Origin of the sequence: Pseudomonas sp. R5(2019) (assembly GCF_009905435.1) — a bacterium.
Classification (GTDB): Bacteria; Pseudomonadota; Gammaproteobacteria; order Pseudomonadales; family Pseudomonadaceae; genus Aquipseudomonas.
Map to the genome: position 1 here is coordinate 14,950 of NZ_JAAAMT010000010.1, position 22,987 is coordinate 37,936.

Here is a 22,987-nt window from a genome sequence, read left to right on the forward strand (position 1 = left end):
TCAAATACTCCGCAACATGCGCCAGAGCGCGACGCAGCCAAGCACCTGGAGGATAAACGCCCCCAACAACATGTGCTGGCCGCTGGTGTCATCCCACATGCCCAGCAAGTAATTGGGGTTGGTGGCCAGGAAGTAACCGACCATTGCGATCGGCAACAGCGCCAGCACATAGGCGGTCATCCGCGTTTCGCCGGTCATGGCGGCGAGTTGGCGCGCCGCCTGCTCACGCTCGCGAATCACCTTGATCAGGTTTTCCAACAGCTCACTGGCGTTGCCGCCATAGCGGTGGTTGATCCGCAATCCCAAGGCAAACAGGCGTAGCTCGTCTTGCTCGTACAGTTCGGCAAGGTCGTGCATGGCGTCCGCCAGGCTAACCCCCAGCTGCACATTGCGTTGCACCCGGCGCATCGACTCTGCCAATGGATCAGCGGATGCATCGATGGCCCCCAGTACCGCGTCCGTCAGCGTGCGGCCAGCCTTGAGACTTCGTACCGCGTGGTCGAGCAGCCCCGGCAGCTGGCTGATCATCTTCTTCAGGCGTCGCCGGTAACGCCAACTGACAAACAGGCGCAGTGCCAAGGGGCCGGACACCAGCATGACCAGCAAACCTGGCCAGCCAGCCGCCACCAGACCGATCAACATCAACACCGACCACAGCATCAACCAACGCCCCAGCTGGTGGGTTGGACGGCCCATGCCGGCACGTAAAAACGCCTTTTCAACCCAGGACAGCAACGGTTTTTCTTCCGGGCGATCCGCCTGGGCCTGCCCCAGTCGCTCCAGTACTCGCTCACTCCCGGACTTGCGCAGGCCACTGTAAAACAGCCGCACCGCAGCACCGACCAGCAGCAGACACGTCAGGCATAACAGCAGCGGTCCAATCATGGCGCGCCGTCCTTGCCCAGTGCTGATAGAGAGCGCAGCTTTTCACCCGCCGGGTTGACCGCATCGCGCAAAAATCGGGAGCCGTCGAGGCGATCCAGACGAAACAGGGTATTGGTCACATACACGTCGTCGCGCACGCCCACCACCTCCACCACCTCACTGACACAGCGTCGACCGTCTGGCAGGCGCGCCAGCTGAATCACCACGTCCAGCGCCGCGCAGATCATTTGCCGCAGGGTCTTTTCCGCCACCTGGCGGCCGGTCAGGCCCACCAGCGTTTCCAGCCGCAACAGCGCATCCTGAGCATTGTTGGCGTGCACGGTACTCATCGATCCATCGTGACCGGTGTTCATCGCGGTCAGTACATCCACCACTTCCACCCCGCGGATCTCACCGAGCAGGATCCGATCCGGGCGCATCCGCAAGGCATTGCGTATCAGGTCGCTGGCCTTGACCTCGCCATGGCCTTCGGCATTGGGCGGGCGGGTTTCCAGGCGCACCACGTGGTTGTGATCGAGCTGCAGTTCGGCCACGTCCTCGATGGTCACCAGTCGTTCGTGGGGGCTGATGAACTGGCTGAGAATGTTCAGCAAGGTGGTCTTGCCGGTGCCGGTGCCGCCACTGACCAGAATGTTGCAACGCTTGCGCACGGCCTGCTCGAGAAACTCGAGAATCGCCTGGTCCACCGTACGGGTGGCGATCAGGTCACCGCTCTTGAGCATGTCTTTGCGAAATTTACGAATCGACAGGCACGGTCCATCCAGGGCAATCGGCGGAATGATCGCGTTGACCCGGCTGCCATCGGGCAAGCGTGCATCGACCATTGGCGAGGACTCATCCAACCGGCGACCCAGCGGCGCCAGGATCCGCTGCATGACCCGCTCGACATGGTGGGAATCGATAAACCGCAGGTCGGTCTGCTGCAGCACGCCGGCGCGTTCGATAAAGACCCGGTGCGGGCCGTTGACCAGTATTTCAGTGACGGTCGCATCGCGCAGCAGCACCTCCAGCGGGCCGAAGCCGGTAAGCTCGTCCACCAGCTCCTCGGCCAACCGTTCCATTTCATAGCGGGACACGGCCAGGTGCAGATCGGCGATGTAGTCGCCGACCTTGCCGGTGACAAAGTTGGACAGCGCCGGACGCGACCCTTCCAGCAGGTTTTTGCCGGAGTCTTCGATGGCATCGATGATGTGCCGATGCAGCGCCAGTTTCAGGCTCTGTGGGTCGCTCGCATGCGGGCGGCCACCGAACAGCTTCTCCTTGTTCATCGCGCGCCCCACAGGCGATTCATCCAGCCACTGCTTTTGGGCGCTTTTCCAGAGATTTTGGCCAAGCGGTCACCCAGTGCCTTGAGGCCTTGGCTCAGTGTTTCGCGCGGAGCCAGTTCAAACAGGGTCACGCCCTGGTTCTTGGCATTGAGGCGAACTTGCGGGCTATCGGGCAACACCGCCAGCACCGGCAAACCATAACTTTTGGCCAGCGCCTCGGAGTCTGGTGTCACGCCCTTCAAATAACGGTCGACCAGCAAGCGGGCGTGGTCGAGCTTCATGCCTTTGTCACGCCACAGATTGAGCATCGCCAGATTTCGCCGGCAGTTGAGCACGTTCTGGTCGGTGTACCAGATCAATTTGTCGCAATGGCTGACAAAGGTGCGCAACGCTTCGCTGTCGGTCTGCCCGACCAGGTTCACGACAATGTGTTGGAAGTGATGGCGCAAGGCGCTGAGCAACATATACAGCTCGGCAGCGCTGGTGCGCTCCAGCGACTCATCGGTGTCGCTATAGGCCAGCAAGCGCAAGCCGTTGGGGCCGGTCACGAAGGCACTGTCGATCAGGGTGCTGTCCAGCCGGCGCAGGTTTCGCAGGGCATCACCAAAATGGAAGGCGGTTTCCAGCCCGAGCATCGCCAGGCTGTCGCCTCTGGGCAAGCCCAGATCCAGCAGCAAGGTTTGCTGACCACTTTTCTGTACGCCCAGCGCCATGTGCGTGGACAGCAACGCACCGTCGGCATCGCATTGCACCCCATAGAGCACCGTCAAGCCGCCCAGGTTCGGGTTCGGCACCACCGGTGGCAGGCGTTTGCTCAAGCGTCGCACCAGCCCCGCCACCTCACTGGCTCGCGAACCGTAGGCGACGAAATCCCGGGCACCGGCGCGCATGGCATTGAGCACCAACTGGTTGTCCATGCCGTCGCCAAGGGCGACGATGGCGATCATCGGCTTGGCTTCCAGCACGCCTTCGACCAGGGTGGTTTGACTCACCAGGTTCTCACGGTCCAGGCCAATGAAAATCACATTGGCAAAGGTCACATCGATCAGCGCCAGCAGCTCATCCAGGCTGCCAGCGGCGCCCACCACTTGGCCAAGCGGCGCCAGGGCCCCCTGTAACCACTCCAGGTCACCGTCATTTCGGGTGATTGCCAGAAACGTCTGGCTCAGATTCTCGCTCATTGGGATAACCCGCGACGGCGATCGAAATCGCCGTTCTCCAGGAAAAACAAGCGGTACCAGTTCGGGTCATAGGTGCGCAGGCGCTCACCGGGCAGTTGCGGCAAGGTGGCGTTGGCAGCCAGCGGCTGGACCAGATGCGGGGTGACAATCATGAGCAGTTCGCGCTCCTCACTCTGGATCACCGAATTGCGAAAGAACGCACCCAGAATCGGAATATCCCCAAGGCCTGGAAACTTGTTCACTGCCGAACGGTTGTTGCTGCTGATCAAGCCGCTGATGATGAAGCTCTCGCCATCGGCCAGCGAGATGCTGGTATCGGTGCGCCGCACGGTCAGCGCGGGCACGGTGACGCCGGCAATGCTCACCGCATTGGTGAAATCCAGTTCACTGACTTCCGGGGCGACCTTTAGTGCAATGCGATCACGGCTGATCACCGTAGGTGACAGGGCCAGGCGAACACCAAATTCCTTGTATTCGATCGAGACGGTATCGCTACCCGTGCTTGGCACTGGAATCGGAATTTCACCGCCGGCCAGGAAGCTGGCCGTCAGGCCGCTGAGCACCACCAGCGAGGGCCGCGCCAGGGTGTAGGCAAAGCCGCTGTTCTCCAGTGCGTTGATGATCCCCAGCACCTTGCTGCTGCCGCCGCCCCAGACGATGTTGAACATGTCATTGGCCAGGGGAATGGCTGGCACTGTGGCGCTGACCGTCCCCGGGGAAACTGTCACGCGCGGGACGGTGCCGGGCGCACCAAACAGGAAGTTATTGGACCCCTTGCCAAATATCGAGGCCCCGGCTTCCTTGAGTTTGGTGCGGCTGACTTCGACAAAGCGAATATCGGTCTGCACCTGGGTGGGGAGTAAAGGGTCTTGCGAAGGCGACACACCCGAGGCCGTCATTTCGTGGGTTGCCCGTCCTTTGACAAAGACCATGCTCTGGCGCGGGGTCTTGCTGCACGCCGTCCAGACCATCAGGCTGGTGACCCCGGCCTCGACGCCCGTCAACACAAAGGCATCATTGCCACTGGGTTGAACTTCGGCGATTTTCACATCGCCCACCGCCACCCGAGTGATTGCCATGGGAGCTCGGATTTCCTGTTGCAGCCCCTGGGTAAGCTCGACCACGCCCGGCATCTGCGCCAACGCGCTGCACTGGTTGGCAGCAAAGGCACTGGGCAATGAAAAACCCACGGAAAAAACAACAGCCACGAACGGTATAACCTTTGGCATGGAACATCTGCTCATGGAGGGCATCCTTGCTCTGTCAGGGAGTTGGCTGGCCAGCGTTACCGCGAATGATTTCGATACCCCGCCGTACGGGGCTGGCAGCAGAGGCCACCGGCGCTTTGGCGGGGGACGCCATCGCCAGTTGATTGAAGCGGTAGAGTTCACGATTGGCAGAGGCCAGGGTTGCCGCCGAGTCTTCTCGACCCGCCCAGTAGCGCGCCAGCCGCTGTTCGTCGGCGCTGCGCACCGCCAGCCGCAAGGTGCCGGCCTGGGCCGCCAGCAGCAGTCGACTGGCCAGCCCTTCAGGCACCGCCAGAACCATCGTACGCGCCGGATTGCGGCGTTGCTCCTGGCGAGCCTTGCGTTCATCTTCTGACAGCGCCTGGGCGGGCTTGCCATCGTTGGCCAAACCCAACTCTTCGCCGACACTCAACAGCCGCAGGGCCGGAATCGCTACCTGGGTCGTGGGTTCAGGATGACTGGCGTCCTGGCGCAGGAACAGCAGGACATCGACATAGTCACCGGGTTGCACTTGCCCAGCGGCGCCCACCACTTCATCGACCGCCAGCGCGACCGCGCGCTCACCCGGACGAATCATGCGCGCCAGGGGGCCACCGACACTGAAGCTGCTTTCGTCCAGCCAGGTACCGGCTGGCAAGGCTCTCCAGGCGCTGCGACCCAGCACTTGCTGGGGGGTTTGAAAACTGCCGGAAGGTGCCACCGTCAACTGCTCGACCATGACGTCATCCGCACTCAGCACAGTGTGAGCGGGGATGTCGCGCTTAACGATCACGACCGGCGTACGCAACTCATCTGCGGCTTTGGCGGCGACTTGGGCGACCGGCTCAGCCGTTGGTGTTATCACCGCGACCGAAGGCTGTTGGGGCTGTTGCCGGCTCAGGGCGAACCCCCAGTAACCCGCGATGATCGCCCCGAACAGAAATACCCCTGCCAGTAACATCGTCAAGCGACTACTCATGTCGGAACTCCTTTTGCACTACTTCCCAATCGCCAATGGCGAACCCGGCATGTCACATGAAACAACTAATTCGCTATTTGACGCTAGCGCAGTGAAGACAAAATGCCATTAGCCCGAACAAATAAATCAAGTCCTTGTATCGCGCCCCACAAAAACAACCACTTATTGACGTCAACTTTAGAGTTATAACTTTAGTCATAATGCTTTCTTACAGTTGCTGCGAACGGCCATGTTGACAATGCTGTGCTGGCAAAGAGAAATCACCCGGCATTACCGGCGCACCGTGCGCAAGGAGCAATCCATGGTTCTCACCCGACTGTACGTTCAAATCCTCGCCTTCCTGGAAAGCAAAAAAGGGGCGCCAGGTATTGAATATGTTGTCCCAAGGCCATTCCCTTCAAGGAGCCACACGATGCTTGATAAAAAATTGATTAAAAAAATCAAAGACTTCTTTTACTCGAAAGAAGGCGCATCCGGTATCGAATATGCCATCGTCGCCGCCATGGTGGCCGTGGTGATCGCAGGCCTCAGCGGCGAAGTCGGCACCGCCGTCAAAGGTATTTTCGACAGCCTTCTCGAGGTCATCAAAAGCCCCGTGCCCCCCGCGGAGTAGGCCGATATTTAAATCAATCACGACAGGTACCCACCATGCCGGCTCCTTCACCACGTCAACAACTATTGCTGGTCGACGACGAAGAAGACGCTTTGCTGGAACTGGCCGAACTGCTGGAGGGCGAGGGTTTCTGCTGCTTCACCGCCACCTCGGTGAAACTCGCCCTGCAGCACCTGACCCGTCACCCGGACATTGCCCTGGTGATTACCGATCTGCGCATGCCCGAAGAGAGCGGCATGTCGCTGATCAAGCGACTGCGCGAGCACACTGCCCGCCAGCATTTGCCGGTGATTGTCACCTCGGGCCATGCCGACATGGACGATGTCAGCGACCTGCTGCGGTTGCAGGTGCTCGATCTGTTTCGCAAGCCCATCTATCACGTACGCTTGTTCGAGACGCTTAACAATCTTTTTCCCCAACCGCGCGTGCAGCTGGTTAATTCCTGACCGGGTTTGCGCGCGGGGGTTTCTTTGATCGGTGGTTTTTAAATACGTCGCGCGCAAACCCCAATGCCAGTCAGTTAAGGCATTGAACGACACAAAACTTGTGGGAGCGGATTTATCCGCGAATCCAGACACCGCGGTTTTTCAGGTATTGCGCGTCGTCATTATTCGCGGATAAATCCGCTCCCACATGTAATTCGCCTTAACTGACTGGCATTGGGGCGAGCCCAGCTCCTACATCAAAAGCAAAAGCGCACTCTGTGGCTTCGATGCATCTGGTTATACTGTCGCGTCTTTTTTGCTGGAGATTACCAATGCCCGCCCCCGTCTGGTGGCTGCTGTGTCTGCCCTTTATTGCTGGCGCCTTCCTCCCCCTGCAAGCAGGGATCAACGGCCAATTGGCCAAGCAGGTGTCGAGCGTCCTGGCTGCCGCGCTGATTTCCTTTGTAGTGGGTTCGCTGGCCCTGCTGGCGCTGGTGCTGTCGCAACGCGAAGTGCCTGGTTTCGCCGCCCTGAAGGGCCTGACCTGGTGGCACTGGAGCGGCGGCCTGCTGGGCGCATTCTTCATCACCACCGCCGCCTTCGCCGGGCCGCGCATCGGTGCGATGTTGTTTATGACGTTGGTGCTGGCCGGGCAATTGGCGATGGCCCTGGCACTCGACCATTTTGGCTGGGCAGGCTTTCGCGAGTCCCCGGTGACCTTCGGCAAAGTCGCAGGCCTGGTGTTGATCCTCGCCGGGGTCTGGATGATTCGTCGCGGCTGAGGCCGCTCAGTCGATCACCTCGAATTCGACCCGCGCGGTCTGGCCGCTTTCATCGAGCACACTGAGCTGATGGCGGCCAAGCTCGGTGAAGCTCGCCGCAAGCCCCTCCTGCCCTCGGGTTTCGCCCTGGGGTGCACCATCGATAAACCACCAGCGCCGGCCTTCACCGCCCAAGGCGGAAAGTGTGAGCCGCAATGGCTCCTGGCTGGCCGCCGGGCGGCGCAGGTGATCGCCCTCTCGCACACCGATGATCGACAGCGGCGAGCGGGCCGAGAGCACCGGCGGGCAGCTTGCATCAATGGCTGGCAAGCGTGCCTCGCGACGTTCCACACGCGGCAGCCAAGGCTCCAGTGGCGCCGGCCATAGCGCCATATTGCGCACCTGGGCGCCCGGGCAACCGGGGCCGACACGCAAGCCATCGGCATTGACCCAGAACGTTTCCAGCAGCCCCACGCTCAAAGGTTGATCCGCCGCCAGCAAGGTGGGTGGCGTGGTGCCGTCCAGTGTCCAGGCAAAGCGCTGGCGCCGACAATTGCTGTTGGTACGCGCCAGCGGTTGGCCCAGCGGCCAGCAGATGGCAGCAACCCCGACATTGGCCGGCACTGGCGCGACAGGCGCACTGATACCGCGTTGACGGTCGCGGTTGGTCAATACGTCGTGCACTTGCAGCATCAACGGCGCTGCTGAAGCCAGGCCAAACTGCCCCGGCACCGGCGTGCCGTCCGGGCGACCGATCCAGATACCGATCAGATAGCGCGGGCCCACACCGATCGACCAGGCATCTCGAAAGCCGTAGCTGGTGCCGGTCTTCCAGGCCAGCACCGGGCGCTGCAGAAAATCGGCGTGCGGGTCCAGGTCGGGCCGGGCCTGACCGGCCAGAATGCGCCGCACGATCCAGGCCGCGCCGGGTGACAGCATGGTTCGTTCGCGCAGCAGGTCTTGCGGCTGAAAACGCAGGCTGGCGCTTTTGCCACCGCGGGCAAAGGCGCTGTAGCCCGCCACCAGATCCTCAAGGCGACTGCCCGCGCCGCCCAGCGCCAATGAAAGGTTAGGCTCGGCCAGATTCGGCAGCAGCAACGACAGTCCACCATTGCGCAACTGCGCGGCGAAGCGCTTGGGGCCAAGGGCTTCAAGCAGCTGCACCGCTGGCAGGTTCAACGACAGTGCCAGCGCCGAGCTGGCCGCCACCGGGCCACTGAAGCCCGCGGAGAAATTGCCGGGGCGGTAGTTGCCATAGCGGCGCGGCACATCCTGCAGCAGCGATTCGGAGTGAATCAGCCCCGCGTCCAGGGCCATGCCATAGAGAAACGGTTTCAAGGTCGAACCCGGTGAGCGCACCGCGCTGATCATGTCCACATGGCCGAAGCGGCGCTCATCAGACAAATCAACCGAACCCACATAGGCGCGCACCGCCATGCTCTGCGCCTCGACCACCAGAATCGCCGCCGAGGTCCGCTCAGGCAATCGCGCGCGCCAGCCCAGCAACAGGTCTTCCAGCCGCCGTTGCAAGGCGGCATCGAGGGTGGTCTGGATCAGCGGCGGGCTGTCGCGGCGATTCAGCCGCCGGGCCAGCAACGGCGCCAGCGCGGGTTCCCGACGCGGGGCCAGCAACAACGGTTCTTCCAGCGCTTCATCGACCGTCGCCCGAGGCCACAGCTGATACTCGGCCAGACGCTTGAGCACCTTGTCGCGAGCGGCCTGCGCCCGCTGCGCATGACGATCCGGACGCAGCCGGCTGGGGGCTTGTGGCAAGACCGCGAGCATCGCCGCCTCGGCCGGCGACAGTTGCAGGGGCGACTTGCCCAGGTAGGCCCAGCTCGCGGCAGCCACGCCTTGCAAGGTGCCACCGAACGGCGCGCGATTGAGGTACAGCTCGAGAATCTGCTGCTTGGACAAATGCCACTCCAGCTGCGCCGTGCGCCAGAGTTGGCGTAGCTTGCCAGGCAAGGTGCGCGGGTGCGGGTCGAGCAGGCGTGCCACCTGCATCGACAAGGTACTGCCACCCGACAACACGCGCCCGCCACTCAGGTTTTGCCAGGCCGCGCGCCCGAGTGCCAGCGGGTTGACGCCGGGGTGCCGGTAAAACCAGCGGTCTTCGTAGGTCAGCAATGCTTGCAGGTAAAGGGGCGATACCTGCTCTGCGGTGACCGGATAGCGCCAGACACCCTTGGCGTCGGCAAAGCGCCACAGGGGCGTACCGTCTTCGGCCAGCACCACCCGCGCCAAGTCATCAGCCGGTAGCGGCAAGGGCCAGATGCGGTCAGCGATCCACAGCAATCCACACAGACTCAACGCCAGCCCTAGGCCAATCGCGCAACGCCGAGCCAGCGGACGGCGGGCCCATACCAAGCTCAGCTTCACGAACGCCGACCTTTGTGCCTGCGCGGGGAACTGACCTGGCCCGGCCGTGGCCAAAGGCTCAAGACCGGCGACGTCGCCGCCCTCAGGATCAGGATGCAACTATGCATGTAGAAGGTTTTTTTGAATGGTTGGGACAAGTGTTCGGCGCTGTCATTCGCTTTATCGTCGACGGCCTGAGCGGGTTGTTCGGCATTCTCGCCAATGCCGGCGGCAACTTTATCGAAGGGCTTTCACGCACGCTGGGCATGGACACCTCACTGACCAGCATTCTGGCGCTGATCATCGGCTTGCTGCTGTTGTATTCCGCGGTGCGGGCATTCATGCGGGCTTCGATTGTGATGGGGATCATCTGGTTGATTCTGGCGTTGTGGGTGATGAGCTGGGTGATTCATTGAGCTGACTCAACTCACCTCGTGTAGGAGCAAGGCTAGCCTGCGATGGGGCGCGTAGCGGCCCTGGGGTCTGCTTCGCAGCCCATCGCAGCGGTCCGGCGTCCCGGCTAGCCTTGCTCCTACAGCATGGAGTGGCGAATCAGCGCTCCTTCACCACCAGACTCCCCGGCGCCTCACCCAGCGCCTGCCAGTTCGGCCGATACATCGACTCCACCTGCGGCGGCGGTATTTTATAAATACCCGGCGTCACGGCCCGGGCGAGGTACAGCAGGTGCGTAGTGCCATGGCCATCCAGGTTCAGCGCCGCCACGTAGCGATCATCACGAAACTCCTGGTGGAGCAGGTTGGCGTTCTGCATTGCATCGCGCCATTGCTTCACATTGCTGCCAGCGTTATCCAGGCTGGCTGCACTCTGGGCCAGGTTCTGGTTTTCCAGTTCCAGCCCTGCCGGCAGCAAATCCACCACCAGCGCATCCGGGACGCGCTGTTTGGCGGTAACGGCCAGGTGCACCAGTACCAGATCGCCGCTGTTGATGGCTTTGAGGTCCAACGCCCGACCATTGAGGCCCAGATAATCGCGGCGGATACTCAAGTTTTCGCCACCGGCAGCAGGTGCCTGCTGTGGATAACCCGACACCGTCATCTGCTGGTAGAGGGTTCCGCCGCCCAGATTGCGCACCGACAGCGGCGACGCCAACAGTGGCCCCTCCAGTTTCAAACCCGGTTGCGCGTTGTTCAGCTCGCGGGTTTGCGCACCGCTGTCAAGCTGTGCCTGCCACGGCGCTTGCGGCTTGCTGAGCAAGCCGCGCCCAGCGAGGAACAGGGCGTTACGCTCCTGAGTCGACAGCCATTGGCTGGCAGCCAGCTGATCGGACAACTCGAACAAGCGCTGCTCACGTTCACCGGCGGCCCAATCGCTTTCTTCCAGCAACGCCAGAATCAACGCCTGATCGCGCAGAGGGCTGCCATAGTCGGCCAGCCAGTCATTGCCTTGGCGAGCCGCAGCAAGCCCGGCCTGCAGGGCCTGCTCGGCACGCGGCTGGTCGCCCATTTTCTGCAGTGCGATGGCCAATTGCACCAGCGGCAAGCCGGAACGGGTATCGCTGCGCCGCTCGAACAGGCTGCGCAGCGCACCCAGCGGCGCCTGTTGGCTGCGCGCCAGTACCAGCCCCGCGTACGCCTGGACGGCGAAGCGCGTGTGCTCGACGTTTTCGCTGTAGCTGACCTCGATCAGGTTGCGTTCCTGCACATATCGCAGCAGCCGCTCGCTGGCTTTTTTCAGCGCCTCGGCCGGCACCGCGAAGCCCTGTTCGCGCGCCCGTAACAGGAAGTCGGTGACATAGGCGGTCAGCCAGTACTCTTCTTCGCCATCGGCGCTCCACAGGCCAAAGCTGCCGTTGTAGCGCTGCATGCCCAACAGGCGTTCGATGCCCAGCTCGATCTTGCGTTGGCGCACATTCGCCGACTCCCCTTCAAGGCCCAGGCGCTGGAGCGTGGCGGCGTCGGCATACAGCGACGGGTAAAGTCCGCTGGCGGTCTGTTCCAGGCAGCCGTAGGGGTAGGCCTTGAGCGCACGAATCTGCTCGCCGAGGTTCAGTGGCGGGCGACTCGACAGGGCCAGCAGTGCTTCACGCCCAGCCTGTTCAAAGTGCTCCAGTTCTCCGGCGGGCAGCTGCCACGGCTGATCCTTGAGCACCACGCGGTAGTGGCGCAGCTGGGCCGGATAGGCCGGGCGCACGCCCAGGGTCCACTCGCGGCTGAGCGCTGCCAGCGTCTCACCGGGCAATTCCAGACCGTCGACCTGCACCTTGACTCGGCCCTGACCCAATCCGCCCCGAGCCTGCACCGGAATTTTCAAGGTGGTGCGCTGGCCTTCGGTCAAGGCCACGCTTTGCTCGCCAGCACCGAGCAGGTTCAGCTGCCCTTCTGCGCTGACCTGCACCTTTAGCGTTTGGGCCTTGCCGGACAGGTTGGAGAGGTCCAGCGCCAGGGTGGTCTGGTCACCACCGGCCAAAAAGCGTGGCGCTGACAGCTCGGCAATCAGCGGTGCGGCCACCACGGTTTTGCCTTCGGCCATCCCGTAGCGCTCGTCGGTCCAGGCCTGGGCCATCAGCCGCAGCTCACCATTGAAGTCGGGAATGTCCAGGCTGACCTCGCCTTCGCCCTGCTCGTTCAAGGCAACCGGCGCACTCTGCAGCGCAACGATGGTGATGCTGGTGTCCGGCCGCTTGCCGCCCTTGGCCAGCCCCGCGTCACCACCGAAGGCCAGGCTGGCGAGGCGACCCTGCCCGGCTTCGATCAGTTGCCCATAAATGTCCAGTTGGTCGGCGCCATACGCCTTGCGCCCGAACAGGCTCGTGAACGGGTCCGGGGTCGAGTAGTTGGTGATATTGAGGATGCCCACGTCCACGGCCGCGACCAGCACATGCACCTGGCCCGGTGCGCTGCCATCGGCGTTGCGGGCCTGCACCTTGATCTTGAGCGGTTGTTTGGGGCGCATTGTTTCCGGCGCGCTCAGAGTCAATGCCAGCTTGCGCTCGGCCCGGTCCAGAGGCAGGTGCAGCACACCGACCGCGCGCTTGGGCGTGGTGTTGGCCTTGCGCTCACCCGGGCGGATCACCAGGGCGCTGAAGTACAGGTCATGGCGCAGCCATTTCGGGTCGAGTTTCACGGCAAAGCTTTTGCCCTCGGCGGGCACGTCGATTTCCTGCCACCACAAGGGCCCTTCGCTGGACTCCACCAACAAATAACCCTTGCCCGCTGCGGGTGGCGTGACCGTCACGTTGGCGGTATCGCCGTCGGCGTAGACCGGTTTGTCCAGCGCCAGCTTGACCTGATCGGGCCGTACCGCACCGCCTTCGGCGTTGTCCTGGGCGCGGTAGCCGGCCCAGAAACGCAGGCTGCTGACCAACCCGGTCTGCGGGTCTTCGACCTCGACGCGATAAGGGCCCCATTCCACCGGGAAACTGACCTTGGCCGTGGCGCCATCGGCGATGCTCAGGGTCTGCTCGCTCTGGGTCAGGTATTTCTCGTTGAAGTTGTGGCTCCAGCCATCGTTCTCGGAGTAGTTCCAATAATAGTCACGACGTTCGCGCACCAGCCGCACCTTGAGGTTGTCGGCAGCCAGCTTGTGGCCGTCCTGGTCGGCCACCAGCAATTCGAATTCGGCTTGCGCATCGCCATCGGTTTCCTCGCCGCTGAACAGCCCGCGCACGCCCGGCAAGCGCTCGGCCGGCCAGATCGGCTGGTTCAGCCGACGGGTAATCGGCCGGCCGCCGGACTCCTGCAAGCTGGCCTGCACGATCAACTCCACCGGCGAGCGGGCCTCGGCCCATTTGCTTTCGATCGACAGCGTCGCCTTGCCGGCGTTGTCGAGGGTGGCTTCGTCCAGCTCCAGGTCCTGGCTCAGTTGCTCCTCGGTGACCGAACCGAACTGATACCCCGGCAACGCCTTGACCGCTTCGCGCAGCGGCCGCAGATAGGCCTGCCCGCTCAGGCGATTGCCCGAAGCCGGGGCGCCGTAAAGGTAGCGGCCGGTGACATCGATTTCGACGGGTTGATCCGGGCCGATCGGTGCGTCGCTGCCCTTGAGCTCCAGCGCCAGGCGCTCGGGCAGGAAGTCCTCCACCTGAAACTCATACAGCTGCGGCTTGCCATCGCCCAGGTCGAACACCAGTTGCCAGCGCCCGGTCGGCGCCTCGGCGGAGAGTTCGAGCGGATGTTGGTAGAGCCCCGAGGCATCAGCCTCCCAGACAAACTTGCGACTGACCTGTTGATCCGGGCGGCGCACTTCAACGTTAACCGGTTGCGGCTTCAGGGCGCGGCCGTCGTTGTCGCGCAGCAGCGCATTGAGCAAGACGGTCTCACCAGGGCGATAAAGGTCGCGCGGGCCGAACACGAAGAACTGCAGCGGGTGCGCTTGCGGGCCGGTGATGTCGAACTCGGCCAGGTCCAGCGCGGCGGATTGCAAGCTCAGCAGCGTGGTCTGCTCCCCCTGCCGGGCCAACAGCACCTGGGCCTTGGCCGGCAGCGGCAATTGCGCATGGCCGCCCTGCTCGGTGCTGGCCTGGGCCAGCACCCGGCCGTCGCCGTCGAGCACTTCCAGCGCCACGCCTTCCATGGCCTTGCCGCCCTCCAGAGCCTGGGCGAATACGTCCAGGCGATTGCGGTAGCGGTGCGCCGAGACGCCGATATCGCTCAGGGTAAAGAGCGTTGCCGGTTGCGAAAAGCCGTAGGTTCCCGAGGCGCGCATCACCGCCAGATAGACGCCCGGTTGTTGCAATGGCTTGAGCCCGGCAATGGGCAGCAGCACGGTTTCGCGGGTATTGCGCGCCGGGTTGAGGTCGAAACGGCCCCCGTAGACCAGCTCGGCCATCGGCAACAAATCGCGCGACTCATAGCTTTGCAGGCTGCTGTTACGGCCCCAGCGGCTGAGAAAGGTCGGCAAGGATTCGGGCTTGATGCGGAAGAATTCGACATTGACCTTATCGACATTCAGGGCGATCACCGGCAGACCTTCAGCCAGCCGGGTCGGCAGCAAGGAGCCGCGGCTGGCAAAGCCGATGCTCGGCGCCAGATCGCGGGTTTCCAGACGGCTGACGTGCTCGGCAGCCAGGCGCTGGCCGTTGACCGCGAGCAGGCCGGGATCGAGGGTCAGGACCAGTTTGCGCTTGGGCTCCAGATGGCGCAGGCGCAACTCCATGAGGTTATCGGAAAGCTCCCAGGCGCCATCGACCTTGCCGTTGACGGTGTCGACCAGGTGCAGCTTGTCGGCAAATTCTTGCGCCGGATCCAGTGGCACCGAGAACGACACCGACAAGGCGCTGGCACCGTCCAGCTGCACTTCGGAAACATCCACCACGCTCAGCTCACGCCCGGCATAACGCTGGGCGAGCGCCGACACATTCTGAACCGGTTTGGCCTGGGCGGGCGTTGCTGGCGCAGGCTTTTCCACAGGCGTCGGGGCCGGGGCGGGCTTGTCGCCGGTCGATGAATCACAGGCACTCAACAGTGCCAGGGCACAAGCCAGCCACAATCCTTTGTTCAGCATGGGAACACTCTTGGGCAGGGAACTCTGAAGGGTTGAACTATATATCAACATCGCCAAACGGGTTGTAACGCGGGTCTGCTGCGCATTGACGGCCACGTCCTGGCAGTGCCGGTACAATGCCCGCTCTCAAGGAGCCCGCATGTCCCGATTTACACACGACTGGCGCGACCGCCCGACCCACAGAAAGGTCTGGGCCCTGGCCGCGCCGATGATTCTTTCCAATATTTCCGTACCGCTGGTGGCGCTGGTCGACAGCGCCGTGGTCGGTCACTTGCCCCACGCCCATCAGCTCGGTGCCGTGGCGGTCGGCGCCAGCCTCTATAGTTTTCTGGCCTGGGCCATGGGCTTTCTGCGCATGGGCTCGACCGGCTTCGCCGCCCAGGCGGTGGGCCGCAATGACGGTGCCGGCTTGCGTCAGGTGCTGGTTCAGGGCTTGTTGCTGGCGATGCTGTTTGCGCTGTTGATCGGTCTGCTCGCCCTGCCCTTCAGCCATCTGGCGCTGAGCTTGATGCAACCGTCGGCGGCGCTGGAGCAGACCACCCACGACTTCTTTCAGACCCGGCTGCTGGGCTTGCCGGCGGTGCTGGCGAGCTTTGCCCTGGTTGGCTGGTTTCTCGGCACCCAGAATGCCCGGGCACCGCTGGTGATCCTGCTGACCACCAACCTGCTCAATATCGTCCTCAACCTGTGGTTTGTGATCGGCCTGGACTGGGGCGTGACCGGCTCGGCACGGGCCTCGGTCATCGCCGAATGGAGCGCCGCGCTGCTGGGCCTGGCCATGGCCGGCCCGGCCCTGCGCGCGCGCCCTGGGCAAATGATGTGGGCCGCGCTGGCGAAATGGCACAGCTGGCGACCGCTGCTGAGCGTCAACCGTGACATCTTTATCCGCAGCCTGGCCCTGCAGTCGGTGTTCTTCCTGATCACCGTCCAGGGGGCGCGGCTGGGGGATGCAACCGTGGCCGCCAATGCGTTGCTGCTCAACGGCCTGCTGCTGACTGCTCACGCGCTGGATGGGTTGGCGCATGCGGTCGAGGCCTTGTGCGGGCATGCGATCGGCGCCCGCGACCGACTCGCCTTGCGCCGCTCACTGAATGTCGCGGCGGGATGGTCACTGCTGTGTAGCGTGGCCTTTGCGGTGTTGTTCCTGTTGGGTGGGCATCTGTTTATCGATATGCAGACCAGCATCGAATCGGTGCGCGAAACGGCCTATCAGTACCTGCCCTATCTGGCGCTGCTGCCATTGATTGCGGTGTGGAGTTACTTGCTCGACGGGCTATTCATCGGCGCCACCCGGGCGCGGGAGATGCGCAACGGCATGCTGCTGAGCGTGGCCATTGCCTTGCCGCTGGCCTATGCCTGCAATGGGCTGGGCAACCATGGGCTGTGGCTGGGGTTTCTGCTGTTCATGGCGCTGAGGGCGGTGACGCTGGGGGTGATCGGTTGGCGGTTGCAGCGCAGGGATGGGTGGGTCCGCCCAGAAAACTGAAATCTTGCCTCCCATCAACTGGCCTGCTGACACCCCCCTTGTGGGAGCGGATTCATCCGCGAATAGAGGCCACACGGTCTGACTGATAAACCGCAGCGACCCTATTCGCGGATAAATCCGCTCCCACATTCCATTCCAGCAAAAGGATGGGGGGTTGTTGGTCAAGACGACAGGTAAGAAGACCGGGTCAGCCCCAGGCGCAACGCATCCAGAAACTGGGTGCGCTCGCGGGCGGTGATCTTGGCGCTGGCGCACTTGTCGCGGTAATGAGTCATCAATTCCTCCGGCGACAGGTGCACATAGCGCAGCATGTCTTCGATGGTGTCGTGGGTCTCGATACCGGCGTGGTACACGCTGCCGTCCAGGTTCTGGTAGATGTTCACCGAGTCGGTGTCACCGAACAGGTTGTGCATGTCACCGAGAATTTCCTGGTAGGCACCGACCAGGAAAATCCCCAGCAGGTAATCCTCGCCCTCGTTGACCGAATGCACCGGCAAGCTGGTTTCGATGCTCTGTTCGTCCACGTACTGATTGATCTTGCCGTCTGAGTCGCAGGTCAGGTCTTGCAGCACCGCACGGCGCAGCGGCTCTTCGTCGAGGCGATGCAGCGGCAGGATCGGCAGGACCTGGCCGATGGCCCAGGTGTCCGGCAGGCTCTGGAACACCGAAAAGTTGCAGATGTACTTGTCGGCGAGCTTGTCGTTGAGTTCGTCCAGCACCTGACGGTGCGAACGCTGACGGGCCTTCAACGAGTTGTGCAGGCGCCGGCACACGGCAAAGTAGCACTGCTCGGCCAGGGCTTTTTCCGCCAGGGTGATCTTGCCGTCGGCGTACTGGGCCGCCACGTCGCTCATGTAATGGGTGGCGCGCCAGTAGGTCTCGGTGACCATCTCGATATCGGTCGGACCCAGCAGGTCGGCCAGCCACTGCACGGTCTCGGGCAGGCTTTCCTTGTTCTCGATCACCGGCACTTCGTCGTTGTGCTTCTCGACGTCGGTCACCTGCACCACCAGCATGGCGTGGTGGGCGGTCAGCGAGCGGCCGCTCTCGGAGAAAATGTGCGGGTGCGGCAGGCCCTGGGCATCGCAGAACTCCTTGAGCATGCCGACCACGACACCGGCGTAATCGTCCATGTCGTAGTTGATGGAGCTGGCGTTGCGCGAGTGGGTACCGTCGTAGTCGACACCCAGTCCGCCGCCGACGTCGATGTGATCGACCGGCAGGTTCAAGGCGCGCAGTTCGCCGTAGTAACGGATCGCTTCCTTGAAGCCGTGCTGGTAGTCGGCCAGGTTGGCGATTTGCGAGCCCATGTGGAAGTGCAGCAGGCGGATGCCCTGATCCAGCCCGGCATCACGGAAACGCTGGACCACCGAGATCAGTTGGGCCGCCGACAGACCGAACTTGGACTTCTCACCGCCGGTGTCCGCCCATTTGCTCGACGCCAGCGACGACAAACGCACGCGCAGACCGATCTGCGGCTTGACGTTGAGGTCGGCAGCCTCGTCGATCACCAATGCCACTTCCGACTCTTTCTCGATCACGATAAAGACGTTGTGACCGAGCTTCTGGCCCATCAGTGCCAGGCGAATGAACTCGCGGTCCTTGTAGCCGTTGCAGACGATGGTGCCGCCCTTCGGTGCCAGTGCCAGCACCGCCAGCAACTCAGGCTTGGAGCCCGCCTCAAGACCAATGGAAACATCCTGGGTGGCGATGATGTTTTCCACCACCGCTTCTTGCTGGTTGACCTTGATCGGGTACAGCGCGGTGTACTGGCTCTGGTACTCCAGACGCGCGATATTGGCGTCGAAGGCACCGGTCAGTTGACGCACGCGGTCCTGCAGAATATCTGGAAAGCGGACCAGCAACGGCAGCGACAGACCGCTCTGGCGCAGCTCATCAACCTGTTCAAACAGGTCGATCGGGGCGCTTTTCGGGCCGTTCGGGCGCACTTCCACGCGCCCGGCCTCGTTGATCGCGAAATACCCGGCCCCCCAATGGCGAATCCCATAAACACTGCGGCTGTCCGCAACTGTCCATTGGCTGCCATCGTCTTTGCGTGTGCGTCGTTCGGACATCGAAGTCCCCTATTGATAAAGTCGAAAAACACCGGCCATGCGGGATGGCGCAGTGTAGAGAGTGAAAATGACGATTTACCGTATGCGGGATCAGACCCCGATTACGGCCATGAGTTTAGATTCTGCCAGCCAATACACCGCGCCCCGACGCTGCGCTGCCATGGCAGCGTGAAGCTCGGGGCGTCGTTTATGCAGGCAGTGCGGATCAGCCGCCGGACTTCTTCGCTTTGAAACCCTGCTTGATCAGTTCCGCCAAGAGTAGCTCGACGTGGTCGCCCTGGATTTCGATGACGCCGTCCTTGAGCGCACCGCCGGTTCCGCAGCGACGCTTGAGCGTACTGGCCAGTTCCTTGAGTTCGGCTTCAGGCAGCGGCACACCGCTGATGGTGGTCACCGTCTTGCCGCCACGGCCTTTGCTTTCGCGGCGCACACGGGCGATGCCATCCCCTTCGGGAATGAGCGACTGTTTGCAGATGCAGGCATCTATGGGTTGACGGCAGTCCGGGCAATGCCGGCCTGCGTCGGTGGAGAACACCAGGCCACCGAGGGCGGCGAAGGATGCGGCTTTCTTGGCCACTTTTGATCCTCTTGGGAGGACAAAAACTGGTCGGTGGGAACCGACCGCGAAGCCCCACTCTGGCAGGGGCAGCGCAACCGAAGCGGTGAAGGCTTCGGTCTGAAAAGGCCGCGCAGTTTAACGACAAAAGCGCCGGTTGCTAAGTACAAAACTGCGGCATTTTACTCAGCAATCGCGACTTTACGGACGACTGGCCATAAAACGGTTCAGTGCGGCCAGCGAATCAGGGCAATAGGGGTTGCTCAGGCTGTCCTTCAGGGCCTCGGCGACGGGCAGAAAACGCGCGTCGCTGACCTCCTCCGGTTGCAGGCGCAATGGCCCGTCCCAGACCGCCGAAAACACCGCGCACCAAAGCCGGTTGCCCGGCTGGTCGAAGAAGAACCGCTCGTGGGCGGTCAGTTCGACCCCGGACACGCCCAGCTCCTCTTCCAGCTCACGGGCTGCCGACTCGGCGTAAGTCTCATCGGCCTGGACCATGCCACCGGCGGCTACATCCCAGTAGCCCGGGTAGATCGCCTTGCTCAAGGTGCGCCGGTGCACGCACAACTCGCCGGCGCCGTTGAACAACAGAATGTAAGTGCCTCGCCCGATCAGGTTGCGCTCGCGCAACTGCGCCCTGGGCAAAGCGCCCAGGGGCTGGTCGTGTTCATCGACCCAAGCGATGGTTTCGGCATCGGAAGCGGCGCGGTGCGCGGCCTCCCGAGGGCTGACGGGCATGGTTCATCCTTGCGAGAGCAATTGACGCAAATCGATGACAGCAGCGTTGGCACGGGAAATATAGTTGGCCATGACCAGCGAATGGTTCGCCCAGACCCCGAAGCCGCTACCGTTAAGCACCATCGGGCTCCACAGCGACTCCTGCGAGGCTTCCAGCTCGCGGATGATCTGCCGCACGCTGACGGTGGCATTCTTCTTGGCCAGTACATCGGCGAAGTCGACCTCGATCGCTCGCAGCAGGTGCGACAACGCCCAGGCCTGACCACGGGCTTCATAGAAGACATTGTCGATCTGCAGCCACGGGGTTTCGACCACTTCTTCATCGAGCTGCGGCACCTGGCCCGGAGCGATGACTTCAGTCTTCAGGGTGCTGTTGAGCTTCACTCGGCCGACGCTTGCCGACAGCCGCTGGGACAACGACCCCAGACGCGTGGCCACATCGCCCAGCCAGTTGTTCAGGTTATCGGCGCGCGAATAGAACAGCGCGCCTTTCTGCTCGGGCGCCGACAGGCGCGCCTGATAACGACTCAGGGAGTTGATGCCTTCCTGGAACTCGGATTCGCTCGACGGCAGGATCCAGCTCTTGTTGTCAAAGTTGAAACGCGGTTCGGCCTTGGCCAGGTCCGCGTCTTCAGTGGACTGCGACTGGGAACGGGCGAAGTCCTTGCGCAAGGCGCGGCTCAGGTCACGGACCTGGACCAGCACGCCGTATTCCCAGCTCGACATGTTGTCCATCCACAGGCCCGGCGGAAAACGGTCGTTGGAAATATAGCCACCGGGTTTGTGCAGCAGGGTGCCGGAAACGCTCTTGAGCGTTTCGACAGTGGTGTAACCGATCACCATCTGGCGACTCTCGCGCTGCGCGGCGGCCTGAGCGTTTTGCTGCACCGGGAACAGATCCGGCTCGCGACTCCAGTACCAGCCCACCAGCACAGCCACCAGCAAGTAAAGAAACAGCAGCGTTCCCAGCGCCCGGCTGAACACCAGACCGCTGAAGTAACTGCGCGCACCGGCGCCTCTTGCATCCACTCGTTCGCGCGCTTCGGTTGTGCCTGTGCGGTTTTTCCAGTCCAGCATGGCTATGTCCTTTCGATCACGTCAATTCATGGGATTCGACCGCAAGCCCGTTGCATCGTGCCTGTGGTGGTCGAGCATTTTTGCTCTTGGCACCACCAGGGATTGCGCCGCCCGGCCTGCACTATAAAGCAAGCACGGGCACGCGCATAAGCGACTCTTCGGTCACAAAATGAATTCTGACAAGGGTCGGGAGATTGACGCATAGCAATCCATTCCTCGACGACCAGTGCTAGCATAGAGCCACCATTCGACCTCGCCCACGCCCGATGACCGAGCCTGAAGACCCCAGCCGCGAGCAACTCAAGCAGCACTTTGCCCAGCGTGTCACACACCAGGCACGGCATATTCTGGAGATATGGCAGCGCTTGCAGTCAAGCCAGTGGAACACTGCCGACCGGGATGAACTGGCCAATGCCAACCTGCGCCTGCTGCGCCATGCCGAACGCTTCGAACAACCCGAACATGTCCGGCTGGCCCAGATCATCGGGCAGGCTCTACAGGCGGTTGATGACAACCAAGGGCGGCTGAGCAGCGACTCGATCAGCGAGCTCAACCGACTCATGCAGCAGCTCTCGCGCACCGGCCTGCGTCAGGGCGACCACCTTGAGCAGACCCGCCTGCCGCCGTTGCCAAAGCCTGTGTACGTGGTGCTGCAAGACAATGTGGGCGCCGAGCGACTGGCCCGCCAGTTGGAGTTTTTCGGCGTGGGCGCCCAGGCGCTGGGCAGTACCCATGCCTTTCTAGCCTCCATGGCCGAGCGCTACCCGGCTGCCATCGTCATGGACGTGGATTTCGGCGGCCAGGGTGTCGGCCTGCAACTGGCGGCCCAGGCCCAGGAAGGGCTGGGGCAGAAACTGCCGCTGCTGTTTTTCAGCCTGCCGGATGCCGATACTCCGACCCGCCTCGCGGCGGTGCGGGCCGGCGGGCAAGAGTTCCTGACCGGCACCCTGGAGACTTCAAGCCTGCTGGAAAAGATCGAAAGCCTGACCTGCGTCACCCAGTACGACCCGTTCAAGGTGTTGATCGTCGACGACTCGCGCACCCAGGCGCGGCACACCGAACGGATCCTCAACAGCGCCGGCGTGATGACCCGCACCCTGTTCGAACCCCTGCAAGCGATGACTGAGCTGGCGGATTTCCAGCCCGACCTGATCATTCTCGACATGTACATGCCAGCCTGCACCGGCACGGAGCTGGCCAAGGTCATCCGCCACAACGACCGCTATGTCAGCGTGCCGATCATTTACCTGTCGGCCGAAGATAACCTGGACAAACAGCTCGATGCCATGAGCGAAGGCGGCGACGACTTCCTGACCAAACCGATCAAGCCGCGCCACCTGATCACCACCGTGCGCAACCGCGCAGCACGGGCGCGCCACCTCAAGTCGCGGATGGTGCGTGACAGCCTGACCGGGCTCTACAACCACACGCATATTCTCCAGCTGCTGGAAGACTGCAGCCTTCGCGCCCGCCGCGAGGGCAAGCCGCTGAGTTTTGCCATGCTGGATATCGACCACTTCAAAAAGGTCAACGATTGCCATGGTCACCCTATGGGCGATCGGGTGATCAAGAGCCTGGCGCTGTTCCTCAAGCAGCGGTTGCGCAAGACCGACTACATCGGCCGCTACGGTGGCGAAGAGTTCGCCATCGTCATGCCGGACACCCCTTTGGCCGCCGCTCACAACGTGCTCGACGAAATCCGCCAGCGCTTCGCCGAAATCCAATACCCGGCACAAGGCACTGACCTCAGCTGTACCTTCAGCGCCGGTGTGGTGGAGTTGAACGACGACAGCGATGCCCTGCTGCTGGCCGCCCAGGCGGATGAAGCGCTCTACCGCGCCAAGCACCTGGGACGCAATCGCGTGCACGCCCTGCCGTAATCCGACGGTGAGG

The 22,987-nt window shown here is 62.6% G+C and carries 17 protein-coding genes; 6 read left to right on the forward strand and 11 right to left on the reverse strand.

Annotated features, from left to right (window positions below; translation table 11 throughout):
- The 5 genes from GUY40_RS08890 to cpaB are packed head-to-tail and all read right to left on the reverse strand — an operon-like array spanning position 1 to position 5,539.
- Positions 1 to 885, reverse strand: coding sequence for a type II secretion system F family protein (locus GUY40_RS08890; protein WP_166568584.1), 885 nt, complete (start codon positions 883 to 885; stop codon positions 1 to 3).
- Positions 882 to 2,153: a CpaF family protein gene (locus GUY40_RS08895; RefSeq protein ID WP_166568585.1), complete on the reverse strand. Its 1,272-nt coding sequence runs from the start codon at positions 2,151 to 2,153 to the stop codon at positions 882 to 884. The genes GUY40_RS08890 and GUY40_RS08895 overlap by 4 nt, the downstream gene beginning before the upstream one ends.
- Positions 2,150 to 3,334, reverse strand: coding sequence for a pilus assembly protein (locus GUY40_RS08900; protein ID WP_166568586.1), 1,185 nt, complete (start codon positions 3,332 to 3,334; stop codon positions 2,150 to 2,152). Before GUY40_RS08900 ends, GUY40_RS08895 begins: the two co-directional genes overlap by 4 nt.
- A complete protein-coding gene (locus GUY40_RS08905; protein WP_166568587.1) occupies positions 3,331 to 4,578 on the reverse strand; it encodes a type II and III secretion system protein family protein in 1,248 nt (415 codons plus the stop codon). The genes GUY40_RS08900 and GUY40_RS08905 overlap by 4 nt, the downstream gene beginning before the upstream one ends.
- Positions 4,579 to 4,597: 19 nt before the next feature.
- Positions 4,598 to 5,539: a Flp pilus assembly protein CpaB gene (gene cpaB, locus GUY40_RS08910; RefSeq protein WP_166568588.1), complete on the reverse strand. Its 942-nt coding sequence runs from the start codon at positions 5,537 to 5,539 to the stop codon at positions 4,598 to 4,600.
- Positions 5,540 to 5,768: 229 nt separating this feature from the next.
- Here cpaB and GUY40_RS28755 point away from each other — a divergent pair, with 229 nt between their 5' ends.
- The 3 genes from GUY40_RS28755 to GUY40_RS08925 all read left to right on the forward strand — a co-directional run bounded on the left by GUY40_RS28755 (position 5,769) and on the right by GUY40_RS08925 (position 7,359).
- A complete protein-coding gene (locus GUY40_RS28755) occupies positions 5,769 to 6,152 on the forward strand; it encodes a Flp family type IVb pilin (protein ID WP_371924755.1) in 384 nt (127 codons plus the stop codon).
- A gap of 35 nt (positions 6,153 to 6,187) precedes the next feature.
- The gene (locus GUY40_RS08920) at positions 6,188 to 6,598 is read left to right on the forward strand and encodes a response regulator (RefSeq protein ID WP_166568589.1); all 411 of its coding nucleotides are present in this window, start codon (positions 6,188 to 6,190) and stop codon (positions 6,596 to 6,598) included.
- A gap of 311 nt (positions 6,599 to 6,909) precedes the next feature.
- Complete coding sequence (locus tag GUY40_RS08925) at positions 6,910 to 7,359, forward strand: DMT family transporter (RefSeq protein WP_166568590.1); 450 nt, start codon at positions 6,910 to 6,912, stop codon at positions 7,357 to 7,359.
- Between the two features lie 6 nt (positions 7,360 to 7,365).
- Here GUY40_RS08925 and pbpC read toward each other — a convergent pair whose 3' ends face one another.
- Positions 7,366 to 9,687, reverse strand: coding sequence for a peptidoglycan glycosyltransferase PbpC (gene pbpC / locus GUY40_RS08930; protein WP_178117750.1), 2,322 nt, complete (start codon positions 9,685 to 9,687; stop codon positions 7,366 to 7,368).
- Positions 9,688 to 9,821: 134 nt separating this feature from the next.
- Here pbpC and GUY40_RS08935 point away from each other — a divergent pair, with 134 nt between their 5' ends.
- Positions 9,822 to 10,115: a hypothetical protein gene (locus GUY40_RS08935; RefSeq protein ID WP_166568591.1), complete on the forward strand. Its 294-nt coding sequence runs from the start codon at positions 9,822 to 9,824 to the stop codon at positions 10,113 to 10,115.
- Between the two features lie 136 nt (positions 10,116 to 10,251).
- On the opposite strand, the gene GUY40_RS08940 is transcribed toward GUY40_RS08935, so the two are convergent.
- Positions 10,252 to 15,162: an alpha-2-macroglobulin gene (locus GUY40_RS08940; RefSeq protein ID WP_166568592.1), complete on the reverse strand. Its 4,911-nt coding sequence runs from the start codon at positions 15,160 to 15,162 to the stop codon at positions 10,252 to 10,254.
- Between the two features lie 139 nt (positions 15,163 to 15,301).
- Here GUY40_RS08940 and GUY40_RS08945 point away from each other — a divergent pair, with 139 nt between their 5' ends.
- Entirely contained in the window at positions 15,302 to 16,648 is a 1,347-nt protein-coding gene (locus GUY40_RS08945) for an MATE family efflux transporter (RefSeq protein WP_166568593.1), read from the forward strand.
- Positions 16,649 to 16,809: 161 nt separating this feature from the next.
- On the opposite strand, the gene speA is transcribed toward GUY40_RS08945, so the two are convergent.
- The 4 genes from speA to GUY40_RS08965 form a co-directional block, all read right to left on the reverse strand.
- Positions 16,810 to 18,723, reverse strand: a complete 1,914-nt coding sequence (gene speA, locus GUY40_RS08950) for an arginine decarboxylase (RefSeq protein ID WP_166568594.1) — start codon at positions 18,721 to 18,723, stop codon at positions 16,810 to 16,812.
- A 205-nt stretch (positions 18,724 to 18,928) separates the two neighbouring features.
- Positions 18,929 to 19,300, reverse strand: coding sequence for a translation initiation factor Sui1 (locus GUY40_RS08955; protein WP_166568595.1), 372 nt, complete (start codon positions 19,298 to 19,300; stop codon positions 18,929 to 18,931).
- A gap of 180 nt (positions 19,301 to 19,480) precedes the next feature.
- Positions 19,481 to 20,017 carry an NUDIX hydrolase gene (locus tag GUY40_RS08960; protein WP_166568596.1) on the reverse strand — a complete coding sequence of 179 codons (537 nt, stop codon included), beginning with the start codon at positions 20,015 to 20,017 and terminating at the stop codon, positions 19,481 to 19,483.
- A 3-nt stretch (positions 20,018 to 20,020) separates the two neighbouring features.
- The gene (locus GUY40_RS08965) at positions 20,021 to 21,094 is read right to left on the reverse strand and encodes a DUF2333 family protein (protein ID WP_166568597.1); all 1,074 of its coding nucleotides are present in this window, start codon (positions 21,092 to 21,094) and stop codon (positions 20,021 to 20,023) included.
- Between the two features lie 266 nt (positions 21,095 to 21,360).
- Here GUY40_RS08965 and GUY40_RS08970 point away from each other — a divergent pair, with 266 nt between their 5' ends.
- The gene (locus GUY40_RS08970; protein WP_166568598.1) at positions 21,361 to 22,974 is read left to right on the forward strand and encodes a PleD family two-component system response regulator; all 1,614 of its coding nucleotides are present in this window, start codon (positions 21,361 to 21,363) and stop codon (positions 22,972 to 22,974) included.
- Positions 22,975 to 22,987: the final 13 nt, after the last annotated feature.

What these genes read in the sequence shown, in the direction of transcription:
- GUY40_RS08935 (WP_166568591.1), top strand. Translation starts at nt 9,822, where the DNA reads ATGCATGTAGAAGGTTTTTTTGAATGGTTGGGACAAGTGTTCGGCGCT.
- GUY40_RS28755 (WP_371924755.1), top strand. Translation starts at nt 5,769, where the DNA reads ATGTTGACAATGCTGTGCTGGCAAAGAGAAATCACCCGGCATTACCGG.
- GUY40_RS08905 (WP_166568587.1), bottom strand. Translation starts at nt 4,578, where the DNA reads ATGAGCAGATGTTCCATGCCAAAGGTTATACCGTTCGTGGCTGTTGTT.
- GUY40_RS08890 (WP_166568584.1), bottom strand. Translation starts at nt 885, where the DNA reads ATGATTGGACCGCTGCTGTTATGCCTGACGTGTCTGCTGCTGGTCGGT.
- speA (WP_166568594.1), bottom strand. Translation starts at nt 18,723, where the DNA reads ATGTCCGAACGACGCACACGCAAAGACGATGGCAGCCAATGGACAGTT.
- GUY40_RS08965 (WP_166568597.1), bottom strand. Translation starts at nt 21,094, where the DNA reads ATGCTGGACTGGAAAAACCGCACAGGCACAACCGAAGCGCGCGAACGA.
- GUY40_RS08940 (WP_166568592.1), bottom strand. Translation starts at nt 15,162, where the DNA reads ATGCTGAACAAAGGATTGTGGCTGGCTTGTGCCCTGGCACTGTTGAGT.
- GUY40_RS08900 (WP_166568586.1), bottom strand. Translation starts at nt 3,334, where the DNA reads ATGAGCGAGAATCTGAGCCAGACGTTTCTGGCAATCACCCGAAATGAC.
- cpaB (WP_166568588.1), bottom strand. Translation starts at nt 5,539, where the DNA reads ATGAGTAGTCGCTTGACGATGTTACTGGCAGGGGTATTTCTGTTCGGG.
- GUY40_RS08895 (WP_166568585.1), bottom strand. Translation starts at nt 2,153, where the DNA reads ATGAACAAGGAGAAGCTGTTCGGTGGCCGCCCGCATGCGAGCGACCCA.
- GUY40_RS08925 (WP_166568590.1), top strand. Translation starts at nt 6,910, where the DNA reads ATGCCCGCCCCCGTCTGGTGGCTGCTGTGTCTGCCCTTTATTGCTGGC.
- GUY40_RS08945 (WP_166568593.1), top strand. Translation starts at nt 15,302, where the DNA reads ATGTCCCGATTTACACACGACTGGCGCGACCGCCCGACCCACAGAAAG.
- GUY40_RS08970 (WP_166568598.1), top strand. Translation starts at nt 21,361, where the DNA reads ATGACCGAGCCTGAAGACCCCAGCCGCGAGCAACTCAAGCAGCACTTT.
- GUY40_RS08920 (WP_166568589.1), top strand. Translation starts at nt 6,188, where the DNA reads ATGCCGGCTCCTTCACCACGTCAACAACTATTGCTGGTCGACGACGAA.
- GUY40_RS08960 (WP_166568596.1), bottom strand. Translation starts at nt 20,017, where the DNA reads ATGCCCGTCAGCCCTCGGGAGGCCGCGCACCGCGCCGCTTCCGATGCC.